The sequence below is a fragment of the Planococcus sp. VCh962 genome (assembly GCF_057748275.1).
In genome coordinates, this window is sequence record NZ_JBYLHS010000001.1 from 1,256,774 (window position 1) to 1,271,781 (window position 15,008).

Genomic DNA, 15,008 nt, shown 5'->3' on the forward strand with positions numbered 1-15,008 from the left:
GAATTATTCTGTCATGGCAACGCGCAGCACTTCCTCTGTCGTTGTCAGACCCTCCTTCACTTTTAGTAAGCCATCGTCGATTAAGAAGATGGTGTTGTTTTTGACCGCCACTTCACGGATTTCTGCTGCCGTTCCGCTGCGGTTGATGATTGTTTTCATATCTTCGTCGACCACCAGGACTTCGTGGATCGCCATACGGCCCCGGTATCCGGTCATATTGCAGCGCGGGCAGCCTTTGCCGCGTGCCACAACATCAATCGCCAACCCTCTTTTTGCGAAAATTTCCTGTTCGCGGACAGATGCAATCTGGACTTCACGGCAGTCGCGGCAAACCCGGCGGATCAAACGCTGGGCTACAACTGCATTCAATGAAGCGGTGACAAGAAAAGGCTCAATACCCATATCCATCAAGCGGGTAATCGAAGCAATCGAATCGTTCGTATGGATGGTGCTTAATACTAAGTGGCCTGTCAAAGAAGCCCGGATGGAAATATCGGCCGTTTCTTTGTCCCGGATTTCCCCGACCATGACGATATCGGGATCTTGCCGTAAAATGGAACGCAATCCTACAGCAAATGTCAAGCCGACATTGGAGTTCACTTGGATTTGATTGATGCCTTCCAGCTGGTATTCAACCGGGTCTTCAACCGTGATGATATTGACTTCTTCGCTGTTTAATTTATTGAGTGCCGCATATAACGTTGAAGATTTACCGGAACCGGTCGGCCCTGAAATCAGGATGATGCCATTCGGCTTATCGATTTCACGAAGAAAACGCTCCATATTGGTGTCATTAAAACCAAGCTTGGAAATATCGGTCAAGTTCGCGCTCAAATCCAAAATCCGCATAACGATTTTTTCCCCGAAAACCGTCGGCAAGGACGATACCCGCAGATCAATGGCACGCAGCTCGACAGTCGTCTTGATGCGGCCATCCTGCGGAATTCGGTTTTCGGTGATGTCCAAATTCGCTAAAATCTTGATGCGCGCGGTTACCATTTGCTGCATCGATTTTGGCAAAATCCGTTCCGTCCGCAAGGACCCGTCAATGCGGTAGCGCACAAGAAGGCGGTTTTCCTGCGGATCAAAATGCACATCACTCGCTTTTAACGAGACGGCATTCGACAGAATCTGGTTGACTAATCGGACAATCGGTCCGTCGATGTCATAAATATCTTCTTCTAACGCCGTATTTTGCGGCATTTCTTCCAGCATGTCATCGTACGATTCTTCTTCGTAATATTTAGCGATCGTTTTCAGGATATCTTCCTTCGATGCGATTGCCGGTTCAATTTGGAAGCCTGTCGTCAATCGGAGATCATCAATGGTGATGAAATCTGTCGGGTCTGTCATGGCGATAAACAGCTTATCGCCTTCGGTTTTCAACGGCACCAGCGATTTCCGCTTGGCGAAATCCTTCGGCACCACATTGAACAAATTCGGATCGAACGGATAACGGAACAGCGTGACATGCGGAATGCCGAGCTGCACTTCAAGAGTTTCTATCAATTGCTGCTCGGTGATCAATCCGCGCTGCACAAGCGCATCGCCCAGTTTCTGGTCTGTCTGCTTTTCGTTCAGCGTCCCTTGAAGGTCTTCTTCACTCAGAAGGCCTAGTTCTATCAATATATCTCCTAGTCTTTTGCGTCTTTTTGCCAAACTTTTCCCTCCTCAAAACCGGTCAAGGATTGATTAAATTCCCGCCTTTATCATACTCAGGCTCGGATTCTTCCTCTTTGTCTATTTCTGTGTCATCCGGCGTTGTGCTGCCCCTTGGTGGATTGGTTGGTGGAACATCATGGACACCGTCACCATTGGCGTCAGTAAATCCTGGCTCTCCCGGAAGCGGGGCCACTGGAACTGCAGCCGGATTGTCGTGAACACCGTCGTCATTCGCGTCAGTGAACCCTGGTTCTCCCGGAAGCGGCGCCACTGGAGCTGCAGCCGGACTGTCGTGGACACCGTCACCATTCGTGTCAATGAAACCCGGTTCCCCTGGAAGCGGTGTAGCTGTCCCTGGGGCAGGAGCCGTTTCGGTTTTCGTCAACGGGTAAATTTCAATGCGGTGGACCGGCGGATAAAAATCAGTTGAAACCGGTTCGATCTCCACTTCTTTGCCGTCTGCTGTAATGGAACGCAACACATTGATTCTCACGCCTTCACGGCCTTCGTCTTCCACTGCTGCACCCGAAGCAACAAAGGCACTGTATTGCTTAATTAATCGCGGTTTCACTTTTTCTTCGCCGCTTGTTTGGATTTCGTATTGATAAACAAATGGGTATCCAGTGAGCATAGCGCTCAATGAACCGCCGTCCATCGATAAATTCAAGGTAAAGGAACTGCTATTGGTATTTGTAAAGACAAAATCGATTCCAAGCGGCCGGTTGATTGCCGCTTCCTGGCCCAGCGGCACTGCGGCAGGAGCGCTTGAACCGATGCTGCGTTCTTCAATTGTAAAATTGGTCTTCAAAACGGCTGCATAAATGGCAGAAGCAATTTGCGTCAGTTCTGCATCCGTTACATCCGTCAACTCCACGTCCCCTAGAAATTCCAAAAAGGAAAATCGGCTTGCTGCCGGCAATTCGATGCCATTGAGCGCATTCACGACAGCCATTGCGTCCGGACTGGTCAATGTATGCGGAATTGTCGCCTCAGAAACGACATCCCGGTTGACTTGCAGCGTATCGTCACTGATTGCGACTACTGTTTTTGTCTGCCCCTCCGCTAATGCGGCTTCCAGTTTTGCTGTAATGTTTTCTGCATCCGCTTCTGAAAAAACAGCGGTTGGAAATTGCTGTGCTAAAAATGTTTGAGTCGTTTCCGGCGATAATTGGAAAACGAAATTGTTCCGGGCTCCACTTTGTGCTTGCCCAATGGTTTCATCCAGCAACATTTCCGCGTTTTCAAGCGGATAACTTGCCGTTGCATCCTGATAAGTCACTAAAAGCTCCGCTGCCGTGCTCCATGACTCCACTTGGCCTACAAAAAGCTGTTTTGCCTGTTCGAGTTCCATATTTGACACATCCGTAGTGCCGATATACGTGTTTTCTTCGAATTTTTCCGTCGGGAAAATCCACGTGTCCACAGCTAATGCACCAGCGTTGGCAACGCCGAAAAAGAACAGCGCTGATGCGAATATGGCTGCAAAGGTTAGACCGAATACTTTATTGTCCACGTCCATCCTCCTTCCCGACTGGCTTAATCGATTCCATGCCGAATGATTTTGCTCCGACCAGTTCCCTTATGCGCTCGGGCTCTTTACTTTCTTCAGCTTCTTTATGGAGTACTGGCATCTTCACTGTTTCCGGCATTTCGATCTTTTCAGGTCCTTTAACCATCTCATGCTCTTTTATCGCTTCCGGTTCTTTGCTTGGAACCGGCTCTTTTACTGACAGGTCTTTCTCAATAACCGATAGTGCTGTTGGAGCCAGTGAAATCAATTCTTTCCGTCGCTCTTTCCGCTCTTCGGCTAAACGCTCTTTTTCCTTTTGTTCTTTTTCCAAGACCTTCATATAAATGAGGCTCGAAAGAAGTGACACAGCGATTATCGCCAGCAAAGGCATATACCAGGCAAATCCACTTTGGAGCAAGATGCCAGTTGCGGCAGCGGTCAATCCACCGCCTGCTAAAGTCATCTTTCTTGCTGCCGACACGCTTTTAAACTGGAAAAACGCAAGTGCTAGAACGATTGCTGCAATGATGATTAAAAGCAATAAACGTATCAAAACATAACCTCCTGGTTGTTTGTGGAACGATAATCTCTATATTTATCGGGTTTAATAAACTACTTCAAAATCGAAACCTGTGTCGTTGATATGAGGCGCTATATCTGCTTTTGTTACAGTAACTCCACGCATTTTTAATGTGTTCGAACAGTTCGATTCCACTTTAATCCTGGCATTTGATTCCGAAGGTTAAACTTTCCCTCGCCTCTAATGATCTACACTTTGTATGGCTAGGATCTGATGTGGAAGCGTAATAAAACAACGAACTCATACCGCCGATTGTAATCTGTCCTTTAAGTGCTTCCAAATCCGTCAGTTTGATCAAAAAATTCCTCATTGCTTTACAAAGCGAGTTTTATCGAATTCCAATTTGACTCCTATTATTAAATAACGTCATCTGAGGGAAGCTGGTCATCATACTGATATTTAGAATGACGAGTGCAGCAAGAATTTCAACTGATGTTAATTCTTTAATGGTTTGACCTTCGCATAATAATCCTTCTACAATATATTAGCACTGATAATAAAGAAATTTTTTCCTTATTATAATTTCTTTTTAGCCATTCGCCATTATAAGCTTATTATTACATTTAATCTACAGCTCTGCACCGTTTATTTGCAGTAAAATCTATTCTTTTTACTACAAATTTAAATTTGTTTGGTTAAGTTTATAGGAAAAAAGGCTGTGAAATGAGTGATTTCTCATTTCACAGCCTTATTTTACGTATGCAGCTACTTTGTTTCGCCCAGCTTGTTTCGCCCCGATATACAATGCGCGGTCCGCATTGCGGATTAAAGCATTCGGTTCGTCGCTGTCATCAGGCGCTGTTGATACACCGATGCTTAACGTAATTTGGACATTTTCTACGGTGCGTTCCTGATCCAGATCTCTTTGTATCAGGAAACGATGCTTTTCAATTTTCTGGCGGAGGGATTCTGCAAATAAGAGAGCCAGGTCTTTGCTGTAATTCTCAAACAGGATGACGAATTCTTCGCCGCCATACCGTGCGACAATGCCTTCATTTCCGACTTCCGCTTCCAAGACCCGTGCAAGTCCAATTAAAATATCATTTCCGCTTTGATGGCCATATTTATCGTTAATGCCTTTAAAGTAATCGATATCAATCATAACAAGCGATAAATTCTCGATTTTTCCTAACTTCAATTTTTCCATGCTCTTTTCAAGAGTTTCATCCAGATAACGGTAATTATATAATTTAGTCAATCCACAGCGTTCGCTCTTGGCGATGGCTTTTTGGACATATCCTGCTTTTTCAAGCGAGACGGCAAAATAAGTGCTTAAAATATCCAGGATTTTTAATTGGTGATTGGCAAAGGCGTATTTTTTGCGGGAAGCCAGCAATAGAATGCCTTCGATTTTATTGTTGCGGGCAATCGGCGTACACATGATGCTTTCTGTATCGATGGGAATATATCCAGTGACGATATCTTTCCATTCGCTTTTCTTTTTAAAAATGACCGGTGTATTGGTAACAATGACATTTCCAGCTATTCCTTTGTTATAGCGGACCGGCGGAACAGCAGATTTCTGGAACTCCTGGTTTTCAAACATCCGCAGCATCAGCAGATTGCCTTCGCGGTAGTCAATGACATAGGCATAATCCGCTTTAAACATCTCGGATACCCGGATGACAAACTGGTCGAGCACTTCGTCTGTTGATAGCCGGGCTGCCAGCTGATGGCCGATCTCCCCTGCCTTTTTCAAATCGCTGTTGATTTGCTCGGAGTTGTTATACATTTTCATGACAGCCGTCATGATGAGGAATGGAATGCCCAGCAGCAATAATGCCGGAATTCCGATATAAGCTTCTGAAATGTACAAAGCGATGGCATATGGAAACACGAGAAGGGTCAATGCAAAATCCCACATGGCATCAACTGAAAAGAACTTCGCCTCACTTCCCGTTATGCGGTCGTAGGAGTAATAGATGATTTGATTGGAAGTGACTGAAACGATCTGGAAAATCAATCCGTAAAATATAATATGGACCAAGTTGAGTGAGCCAATCTGGCCGCCTGCTGCCAAATAAGCAAGCCCCGAACAACATGAGATCATGAAAAACATCATGGAATTGAAAGGAATGCGCATGGAAAGAGGTTCGTTGGTCCGGCTCCTGGTTAATACGATCAGCATGGTCAGCTGGGAAATTAAGATTTCAATGAATATTCCGTATTTTAAGAATACAGCTATTGTCACCCACTGAACCAGATAAGTTGATGCCCCATTGATGTTCATCGGCATCAAGCAAGTGATGACAAAAAAGAGAATATAGGCGGTTAAATGCCAAGGGTCAATTTGAGGAGGAGGAAAAGTTTGATAGATCAAGAACAAGCCGGGCGGTACAAGCACAAGCCATAAAGCCCAAAGTATCGTTTTTCTATTGCTTATAGCACCCATTCCATCAGCTCCCCAAATTGATTAGCATTTATGATTAGTTTTTATAATTAGTATGTATGTTTGCGATAGTTTTCAAACATTTCGAAATGATTTCTTCGTATATTTGCCAATAAATAGAGAGATCCTGTGACTATTGTCACTTCATTTTTATTCGGTACAGGTAATATATCATAATATTTTAAAATTGTCTTTATTTTACTTCTATTTTCTGAAAACAAAATTTTCGCTGACAATGCCCTTTCGTTTTCAAAGTCAACAAACGTGAAATGATCGCTGACAGTTTCCAGCAACCGCAGAATTTTTTTATACTCTTTATCTTTCAGAATGCCCATGACAATATGGATGGATCTGCCGGGATATAGATCTTTGATCGTTTCCACCAATGCTTTGACGCTTTCTTCGTTATGGGCTCCGTCCAAGATAAGATTCGGATAAATTTCTTCAAAGCGAAACGGGATGGTGGCAGCAGCCATCGCTTTTTCTGCCAAATCATGATTAAACTTCAATAGAAGAATCTCTTTTGCTGCTTCAAGAGCCAGTTTGGCATTTTCTTTCTGATGCCTGCCTTTTAATTTCAATTCAATATCGATTTGCTTTTCGGGCAAAATCAATTCTGCATGCTGCATTTTCGCTTCATTTTCAATGACTTGTCTGGCTTCCTCTGGAAGCTTTCCAATAATTATTGGTTTCCATTTTTTTATAATGCCTGCTTTATGCCAAGCAATAATTTCCAGTGTATCGCCAAGAAAATTTGTGTGCTCATATGAAATTGAGGTGATGATGGCAAGTTCCGGGTTGATGACATTAGTACTGTCATACCTCCCTCCCATTCCTGCTTCAATAATTGTGATGTCCGGCTTTTTTTGCTCGAAAATCAAAAAAGCCGCAGCTGTCAGCAATTCAAAATCCGTCAATGGCGTTTCCAGTTTCGACAAACGGGCCATTGCGAGGTCCATCTCTTCTTCGGTCACTGCTTTTCCGTCCACTTGAATTTGATCGTGCAAATCTTCTATGTTCGGTGAGAAGAAATTGCCGACGGTCATGCCATGCTTCCGCAAGATGGCAGTCAGAAAAGCACCGGTCGAACCTTTTCCGTTCGTGCCAGCTATATGTATAAAGTATCCTTTTTGGTGTGGATTGTTTAATTCTGCTAATGCGGCCGTAATGGCCTCTAAGCCTGGCTTGATCGATGAATCGGTGTGGATATTCCATTTCTTTTTATAGATGTCGAGTCCATTTATCATTATATAGCCTCCTTTCCGCGTTAAACGTGATACACTTTTTTAAGTATAATTATAGCATGAAGGTGGAGTAGAAATGAAAACATGTTGGGTGATTTACAACGGGAGTTTGGTTTCCGATAAATTTGCGGACCAGGCGCGCCTTGTTGCTGAAGCGGCAGAACGCGCCGGAATAACTGTCCTTATAATGAAGAATTACGACATCGTGATGGATCTGAAGAACGATGCAGAAATGCCGGACTTTGCGGTTTTGCTGGATAAAGATATCCTGCTCGGATACTTCTTGAAAAGCCGCGGCGTTCCGGTATATAACGATCCCGCCATCATCGATTTATGCGACAACAAAGCTACCCAATATATCCGTTTAGCTGCTGCAGGCTTGCCCATGCCGAGAACGATTGTAGCGCCGAAAGTATATCCCAACTTCTCCATTTTGGAATCGGGTTATTTTGAACGGGTCATCGAGAGATTAACGTTTCCGATGATCATTAAAGAAGGCCATGGCTCCTTCGGGATGAAAGTTTATTTGATTGAAAATGAAACGGAATTTTATCAGAAAGTCGAATCGCTGCGCGGCATCGATTTTGTGTTCCAGGAATTCATCGCCTCCAGCCGAGGCCGCGACATCCGGGTGAATATTGTCGGCGGTGAAATCGTAGCGGCGATGTACCGCCATTCTGAAACAGATTTCCGGGCGAACATCACCAATGGCGGAATCGCCTCTCCGATTGATTTGACGGAAGCCCAGAAGAAAATGGCGCTGGATGCAGCAGAAGCTGTTGGAGCGGTGTTTGCCGGAGTGGATTTGCTGTTTGATGCGAATGAGCAGCCGCTTGTCTGCGAAGTGAATGCGGCGGCCCATATCCGGAATATCCTAAATGTAACAGGCGTCAACGTAGCCGATGCCATGATCGCCTATATACTGGAGGACTTGCAATGATTGTTTTGTATGAAACGGCGGATGCGCGGCGGAATGCCGGCTTTATCCGGGAACTGCAGAACTTTGGCGATGTTCGTCTGGTGGAATGGGATGATTGGACTGGCGATGGACTGGAACAATTGGTCTCGAAACTTTCAGGGGAGCTTGTGCTGTTCCGTGTGCGCCGGCCGGCTGCTGCCCGCTTCTTGGAAGACCGAGGTATTTTTGTGGTGAACCGGGCGGAAGTAAATCGCGTGGCGAATGACAAATGGCAGAGCTTTCAAATGATGCTGATGCTTGGTGTGCCAGTAGTTCCGACTTTCCGGGAAGCTCCGGAATTTCCTTGTGTTGTGAAATCGACGGACGGCCACGGCGGTGCTGAAGTGGAAATAGTCAGCTCTCTGGATGAGATTTCGTTCAAATCAGATTCGCTCATCTTCCAACCGGTCGTGGAACATACGGCAGATGTGCGGGTTTATGTGATTGGCAATAAAGTGGTTGGCGCTGTTAAACGGAGTTCTGCCGATTCATTTAAAGCCAATTACTCGCTCGGCGGTTCGGCAGAGAAATACGTCGTGTCGGCGGCACAGGAAAAAGATGTGCTGCGAATTGCGCGGGCGCTGAATAGCGACTATATTGGAATTGATTTCTTGCTGTTGCCGGACGGACGGCATTTGTTCAATGAAATCGAAGATCCAGTCGGCGCGCGGTCTTTTTATGAAACGCATGAAGAGAACATAGCTGAACTGCTGGTCGAACATTTGAAGAAAATTGAAAGAGAACGGCCTTTCTGGACAAAGAAGGAATAGAACATTTGGGCAGGCCGCTTTTTATTTATTATTTTGCTTAATTTTTTTGAAACACCGATTGAAATCGGTGAAACGTCGATAAGAGTCGTTGAAACACCGATTGAAACTGGGGAAACGTCGATAGAGACTCCAGAAACGCCGATAAAGGCGGCATTATTTTGCATAACATAATTTTATTTATATAAGTTTTCCACAAAGTGAATTTTATTGAGATGATTTGAAATTAAAATAAAAACGCTCCTGATTTTCATTCAGGAGCGTTTTCCTATTTTTATTAAGAAGTCAGTTTCAAACCGATTACGGCTGCCACAATCATGGCAATAAACCCGATACGTTTCCAGTCTTTTGATTCGCCATAGATGAACATGCCGACAAGCGTGCCGCCGACGGTGCCGATGCCTGTCCAGACAGCGTACGACAAGCCCATCGGCAAGGTTTGCATCGCTAAGCCAAGCAAACTGAAACTGACCACGAATCCACCGACCAAAATGATATACGACTCAAGCGTCTTGTATTTGACCACCCGGTTCATTCCTATTACCCCTAATACTTCAAAACAGCCAGCTAATATCAAGTAAATCCAAGCCATGTTACATTACCTCTTCTTTCTTGTCGGGATCTGCGGTAACCAGCTTCAGTCCGATGACGCCCATCAGCAATAAGCTAATGAAAAATACCTTCGTCCAACTGAATGGTTCTCCGAATACAAGTATTTCCACGATGACTGTCCCAGCTGTCCCAATTCCAGTAAACACCGCGTAAGCTGTAGCTACCGGCACTTTTTCCAAAGCTTTTAACAACACGACGAATGAAACATAAATGAGAACGGCAACGAGCGCCCATGCTATCCAACTAGAGGCGTACTTCAATCCGACCGCCCATAGTATTTCAATTATCCCTGCAATGATGACGAGCATCCAATGCTTATTCATATCTATTCCTCAACTTTCATTAATCTTTTGAAACTCCGCGCCAAAAATAATGCCAGGAAGCATCCAATCTTTTATTCAACCGTTCTGGTCCCCCGTAAAGCATTTCCACAAATATCCCGTCCAGCACACCTAGAAAAGCAGCCGTTGCCCGTTGAACATCGATGGTTCCGCTGAGCTGTTTTTCACTTACCGCTTTTTCCATGATCGGTTCGAGCAGCTCTTCCATCTTGTCCAGGTAGGCATAGACATTTTTCATGACTTCTTCGTAAAGATGCGCTGGCGGAAAAAACGAAATACGCAGCCAAAACTTGGTATCCGCGTTTTGTTCATAGCGCTTTTTATGGTGCACCAGGAAATCATACAAGAAGTCTTCAATCGATCGAGCTTTGTTCTGTTCAATAAACTCGATAACAGTATTTACTTCATTTTCCATCACTTCGTGGAACACTTGAAGGAAAAGCTCATCTTTTCCTTTAAAATACGTATAAATGGATTGCTTTTTGATGCCGACATCATCAGCGATATGCGCCATTGAAGTTCCATCGTAACCATGTTCCGCAAAGCGGTTCAATGCGGCTTCTTTTAATTGTTGCTCAGTCACATTATCACCCTCCCGACCGTTCGTAAGGTAAATATAACACGCCTCATTTTTGATGTCAATTGAAGAGGGTCCGTTTTGAAATGTCGATCGGAATAGGTGAAATGCCGATTGAAAGTGCAGAAACGCCGATAGGAACGTTCATAACACTGATTAAAATGCTAGAAACACTGATTGGAGTGGTTCAAAACACCGATAGAGTCAGCCACTTTGATTCCCCCCATGTTTTAGGCATACAAAAAGCCGCTCCTCCGAAGAGAAGCGGCTGTCTTTTTATAGATTCTGCAATTCAACCATGCGTTTTTCGACTGTTGCGTGTTTCTCCAAATAGTCGGCTTCTTTTTTGCGTTCTTCTGCAACTACCGCTTCCGGCGCTTTGGAAACAAAGCGTTCGTTTGATAGTTTGCCTTGAACAAGCTTGACTTCTTTTGCCCATTTTTCAAGTTCTTTATTCAAACGGGCCAGTTCTGCTTCTACATCGATCAAGCCTTCAAGCGGCATGAACAGCTCGGCACCTGATACAACGGCTGACATCGATTTTTCCGGTGCTTCGATGTTCTGGCCTATCGTCAAAGTTTCCGGGTTGCAGAAACGCTCGATATAAGCGGCGTTCGCTTCAAGAACTGCGTGTGTTTCAGCGTCTTTCGCTGAAATCGTTAATGGCACTTTCTTGCTCATCGGCGACTGAACTTCCGCACGGATCGTGCGAACCGCAGTGATGATGTCCATCAACAGCTTCATGCTGGTCGACTGGCTTTGGTCTGTCAGCGACTCATCTACAGTCGGCCAAGCGGCTACTGTGATGGAATCGCCTTGATGCGGTAGGTTCTGCCAGATTTCTTCTGTGATGAATGGCATGAACGGGTGCAATAAGCGCATCGTGTTGTCGAGTACGTAAGCAAGAACCGAACGCGTCATTTTCTTCGCATCTTCGTCTTCACCGTATAATGGCAGTTTCGCCATCTCGATGTACCAGTCACAGAAGTCATCCCAGATGAAGTTATAAAGCGAACGGCCCACTTCACCGAACTCGTAGCGTTCAGCTAGGCTTGTCACTTGTTCGATGGTTTCATTCAAACGAGTCAAGATCCATGAATCCGCAACAGAGCGTTTGCCGGAAAGATCGATTTCTTCATATGTCATGCCGTCCATATTCATCAATGCGAAACGGGAAGCATTCCAGATTTTATTGGCAAAGTTCCAGATGCTCTCGACTTTTTCCATCGAGAAGCGAAGGTCCTGTCCTGGAGATGATGCAGTTGCCAGGAAGTAGCGAAGCGAATCCGCTCCGTATTCAGCGATAACATCCATCGGATCAACACCATTGCCAAGCGATTTCGACATTTTGCGTCCTTCGGCGTCACGAACCAGTCCGTGGATCAATACGTCTTTAAATGGTTTTTCACCCGTAAATTCAAGCGCCTGGAAAATCATGCGTGATACCCAGAAATTGATGATGTCGTAGCCCGTTACTAAGGCGTCTGTCGGGTAATAGCGTTTCAGATCATCGCTGTCTTCCGGCCAGCCAAGTGTCGAGAATGGCCATAATGCAGAAGAGAACCATGTATCGAGAACGTCTTCGTCCTGTGTCCAGTTGTCGGCATCCGCCGGCGCTTCCATTCCTACGTAAATTTCACCGGTTTCTTTATGGTACCAAGCCGGAATCTGATGGCCCCACCACAGTTGGCGAGAAATACACCAGTCACGGATGTTTTCCATCCAGTGCAAATAGGTTTTTTCAAAACGGTCCGGAACGAAATTAACGCCGTTTTCGCCTTTTTGCAGATCAACCGACTGCTGCGCAAGCGGCTTCATATCAACAAACCATTGCGTCGACAGATACGGCTCAACTACAGCCCCGCTGCGTTCTGAATGCCCAACTGAATGCAAATGCTCTTCGATTTTGAATAAAACATCCATTTCCTGCAGGTCTTTAACGATTTGCTTGCGGCATTCGAAGCGGTCCATGCCTTCGTATTTGCCGGCGTTTTCGTTCATCGTGCCATCTTCGTGCATGATCAGTACGCGCTCTAAGTTATGGCGATTACCGATTTCAAAGTCGTTCGGGTCGTGAGCCGGTGTGATCTTCACTGCACCGCTTCCGAATTCCATGTCTACATAATCATCTGCAACAATTTCCATTTCGCGGCCGATAATCGGCAATGTTACCGTTTTTCCGATCAAGTGCTGGTAGCGTTCATCTTTCGGGTGAACTGCTACCGCTGTATCGCCAAGCATCGTTTCGGGACGGGTCGTCGCAATTTCAATATGCCCAGAACCGTCTGTCAGCGGATAACGCATATGGTAAAACGCGCCTTGTACGTCTTTGTAAATAACTTCAATATCGGAAATCGCGGTTTTTGTTGCCGGATCCCAGTTGATGATGTATTTGCCGCGGTAAATCAATTTTTTCTCGTACAGCTTAACAAATACTTCTTTAACGGCATTCGACAAGCCTTCATCCAGCGTAAAGCGCTCGCGTGAGTAATCAAGGCCCAGACCTAATTTCGACCATTGCTGGCGGATATGTCCGGCGTACTCATCTTTCCATTTCCACGACTCTTCGAGGAATTTCTCGCGCCCTAAATCATAGCGGGACTTCCCTTCTTCTTTCAGCTTGCCTTCAACTTTCGCCTGAGTAGCGATGCCGGCATGGTCCATGCCAGGCAGCCATAAAGCGTCAAAGCCCTGCATGCGTTTCATGCGCGTCATGATGTCTTGAAGCGTTGTATCCCAAGCATGGCCCAGGTGCAATTTACCGGTAACGTTCGGCGGCGGAATCACAATGGTATACGGCGTTTTGCCGCTTTCAGGTTTTGCTTCAAAAAATTTGTTATCAATCCACCACTCGTAGCGTCCTTTTTCAATCGATTGCGGATCGTACTTCGTCGGCATTTGTTGGGTTGTCGGGATTTGTTCAGTCATTGAAATTCCTCCTTTTTATATGTTGCCTTGAGAGAAGGTTTTCCCGGAAAATAAAAAAACCCCTTCGTCTGTAAAAGGACGAAGGAGTTGTTCGCGGTACCACCTTTATGCACAAGTCAAAATAAACCTGGCTCTCAAGTTCGATAACGGATTTCACATCCGGTTTCCGCTACTCGAATTTCACGGGAACTGCTCCGAGGTGACATTCAAATGATTGTTCATGAAAACCTCTCACCACTCGGTTTTCTCTCTGAAATGTACGCACATTTTACTATCCTCATCAATGCATCAAATATATACTTTCGTTCATTATACTCAAATTCCGCTTTTAGCGTCAAGTCTTTTGACAATGTAAGTGACGATCGGAGATGCTATCAGCAGAATAAAAAACAGCCGGAACAATTGAAAGCTGGTGATGAGTGCTACATCCCCGCCAGTCGCCAGCGCCGTAATCGCCATTTCCGCTATGCCGCCAGGCGCCGCACTTAAAAAGAAATCTAGGAAAATATAGTTCGGCAGCCAATTGGTCAGGATGTACGCGATGAATACCGTAAAACTGATGAGCAGCACATTATTGAGGACAATCGCTGCGCCTAAACGGAAAGTCAGCTTATCGCCGATTTGTTCCATCTGCAGTCCGAGATTGGCGCCGATGCAAATTTGCGCAATCGCGATAAGCCAATATGGCATGTCGATTAAAATATCGCCTGTCACCGTCTGGACAATGGCCAGTGTCAAAATCGGTGCCAGGAGTTCCGCAGCTGGGAAAGCGATCCGTTTCATTCCGAAATACAGCAGCAAACCGGCAACCAGGCCGGCAAGTACCGCCACTGGAGCAAAAGTGAATAACTGCTCAGCCAGTTCGCCCTGCTCCCTGCCTGTCAGAAATACCGTCAGAAACGGAACGATTGTGACAACCATGAAAATGCGGATGGTCTGCATCATCGTCACCACTGTGATGTTTGCAGATTTCACATCTTCCGCAATGACCACCATCTGTGCAAGCCCTCCCGGAATGGATCCCAGCAAGCTCGTCGCCAGGCTTTCATTGACCATCTTTTTGAACAGCAGCCCGAGCAAGATGGACAATGCCACAACGGATAGTGTCATGAACGCCATATACGGCAAATCGAACCACATCAATAAAACCGCATCGCGCGTAAACGAAGAGCCAATCTGGACACCCAGCAGCACAAGTCCTGCTGTCCGCAGAGATTTTGGCCAATACAATTCCATTTTGGTAAATTGGCTGACCAGCAACAGCGTAAACATCGGGCCCAGCAACCATGGCAAAAACATGCCCGCTGCTTCAAACAGCCAACCCGACAAGACAGCAATCAATGCCGTTCTGAAAAATATGTACATCCGCTCACCTTCCTTTCGTTATACGAAACATTAATTAATTCCATGTTATCTCATTAAGCGGGTAAAATCTTCTGA

At 45.5% G+C, this 15,008-nt stretch carries 12 protein-coding genes and 1 other annotated feature; of the genes, 2 read left to right on the forward strand and 10 right to left on the reverse strand.

Annotated features, from left to right (window positions below; all coding sequences use genetic code 11):
- Window positions 1–3: 3 nt before the first annotated feature.
- From AC3AQ9_RS06390 to AC3AQ9_RS06410, 5 genes are all read right to left on the reverse strand, one after another.
- On the reverse strand, window positions 4–1,659 hold the full coding sequence (locus AC3AQ9_RS06390; RefSeq protein WP_488306589.1) for a GspE/PulE family protein: 1,656 nt from the start codon (window positions 1,657–1,659) through the stop codon (window positions 4–6).
- 22 nt (window positions 1,660–1,681) lie between these two features.
- The gene (locus tag AC3AQ9_RS06395) at window positions 1,682–3,175 is read right to left on the reverse strand and encodes a VanW family protein (RefSeq protein ID WP_488306590.1); all 1,494 of its coding nucleotides are present in this window, start codon (window positions 3,173–3,175) and stop codon (window positions 1,682–1,684) included.
- Entirely contained in the window at window positions 3,165–3,725 is a 561-nt protein-coding gene (locus tag AC3AQ9_RS06400) for a hypothetical protein (protein ID WP_488306591.1), read from the reverse strand. Before AC3AQ9_RS06400 ends, AC3AQ9_RS06395 begins: the two co-directional genes overlap by 11 nt.
- Before the next feature lie 715 nt (window positions 3,726–4,440).
- Entirely contained in the window at window positions 4,441–6,144 is a 1,704-nt protein-coding gene (locus AC3AQ9_RS06405) for a sensor domain-containing diguanylate cyclase (RefSeq protein WP_488306592.1), read from the reverse strand.
- Between the two features lie 47 nt (window positions 6,145–6,191).
- Window positions 6,192–7,388: a bifunctional folylpolyglutamate synthase/dihydrofolate synthase gene (locus AC3AQ9_RS06410; protein WP_488306593.1), complete on the reverse strand. Its 1,197-nt coding sequence runs from the start codon at window positions 7,386–7,388 to the stop codon at window positions 6,192–6,194.
- 73 nt (window positions 7,389–7,461) lie between these two features.
- On the opposite strand from AC3AQ9_RS06410, the gene AC3AQ9_RS06415 reads away from it, so the two are divergent.
- Both AC3AQ9_RS06415 and AC3AQ9_RS06420 read left to right on the forward strand, forming a co-directional pair.
- Entirely contained in the window at window positions 7,462–8,325 is an 864-nt protein-coding gene (locus tag AC3AQ9_RS06415; protein ID WP_488306594.1) for an ATP-grasp domain-containing protein, read from the forward strand.
- Window positions 8,322–9,113 carry an ATP-grasp domain-containing protein gene (locus tag AC3AQ9_RS06420; protein ID WP_488306595.1) on the forward strand — a complete coding sequence of 264 codons (792 nt, stop codon included), beginning with the start codon at window positions 8,322–8,324 and terminating at the stop codon, window positions 9,111–9,113. The genes AC3AQ9_RS06415 and AC3AQ9_RS06420 overlap by 4 nt, the downstream gene beginning before the upstream one ends.
- Before the next feature lie 274 nt (window positions 9,114–9,387).
- On the opposite strand, the gene AC3AQ9_RS06425 is transcribed toward AC3AQ9_RS06420, so the two are convergent.
- The 5 genes from AC3AQ9_RS06425 to AC3AQ9_RS06445 all read right to left on the reverse strand — a co-directional run bounded on the left by AC3AQ9_RS06425 (window position 9,388) and on the right by AC3AQ9_RS06445 (window position 14,933).
- Complete coding sequence (locus AC3AQ9_RS06425; protein WP_488306596.1) at window positions 9,388–9,702, reverse strand: DMT family transporter; 315 nt, start codon at window positions 9,700–9,702, stop codon at window positions 9,388–9,390.
- Window position 9,703: 1 nt separating this feature from the next.
- Window positions 9,704–10,045, reverse strand: coding sequence for a DMT family transporter (locus AC3AQ9_RS06430; RefSeq protein ID WP_488306597.1), 342 nt, complete (start codon window positions 10,043–10,045; stop codon window positions 9,704–9,706).
- Window positions 10,046–10,064: 19 nt separating this feature from the next.
- Entirely contained in the window at window positions 10,065–10,646 is a 582-nt protein-coding gene (locus AC3AQ9_RS06435) for a TetR/AcrR family transcriptional regulator (RefSeq protein WP_488306598.1), read from the reverse strand.
- A gap of 270 nt (window positions 10,647–10,916) precedes the next feature.
- On the reverse strand, window positions 10,917–13,568 hold the full coding sequence (locus AC3AQ9_RS06440; protein WP_488306599.1) for a valine--tRNA ligase: 2,652 nt from the start codon (window positions 13,566–13,568) through the stop codon (window positions 10,917–10,919).
- Between the two features lie 71 nt (window positions 13,569–13,639).
- Window positions 13,640–13,861 (reverse strand) — a binding site (T-box leader).
- A gap of 22 nt (window positions 13,862–13,883) precedes the next feature.
- Window positions 13,884–14,933 carry an AbrB family transcriptional regulator gene (locus AC3AQ9_RS06445; RefSeq protein ID WP_488306600.1) on the reverse strand — a complete coding sequence of 350 codons (1,050 nt, stop codon included), beginning with the start codon at window positions 14,931–14,933 and terminating at the stop codon, window positions 13,884–13,886.
- Between the last annotated feature and the right edge of the window lie 75 nt (window positions 14,934–15,008).

Excerpts from the sequence above, each read along its gene's own strand:
- AC3AQ9_RS06405 (WP_488306592.1), bottom strand. The coding sequence starts at position 6,144 with ATGGGTGCTATAAGCAATAGAAAAACGATACTTTGGGCTTTATGGCTT.
- AC3AQ9_RS06410 (WP_488306593.1), bottom strand. The coding sequence starts at position 7,388 with ATGATAAATGGACTCGACATCTATAAAAAGAAATGGAATATCCACACC.
- AC3AQ9_RS06415 (WP_488306594.1), top strand. The coding sequence starts at position 7,462 with ATGAAAACATGTTGGGTGATTTACAACGGGAGTTTGGTTTCCGATAAA.
- AC3AQ9_RS06420 (WP_488306595.1), top strand. The coding sequence starts at position 8,322 with ATGATTGTTTTGTATGAAACGGCGGATGCGCGGCGGAATGCCGGCTTT.
- AC3AQ9_RS06425 (WP_488306596.1), bottom strand. The coding sequence starts at position 9,702 with ATGGCTTGGATTTACTTGATATTAGCTGGCTGTTTTGAAGTATTAGGG.
- AC3AQ9_RS06430 (WP_488306597.1), bottom strand. The coding sequence starts at position 10,045 with ATGAATAAGCATTGGATGCTCGTCATCATTGCAGGGATAATTGAAATA.
- AC3AQ9_RS06440 (WP_488306599.1), bottom strand. The coding sequence starts at position 13,568 with ATGACTGAACAAATCCCGACAACCCAACAAATGCCGACGAAGTACGAT.
- AC3AQ9_RS06445 (WP_488306600.1), bottom strand. The coding sequence starts at position 14,933 with ATGTACATATTTTTCAGAACGGCATTGATTGCTGTCTTGTCGGGTTGG.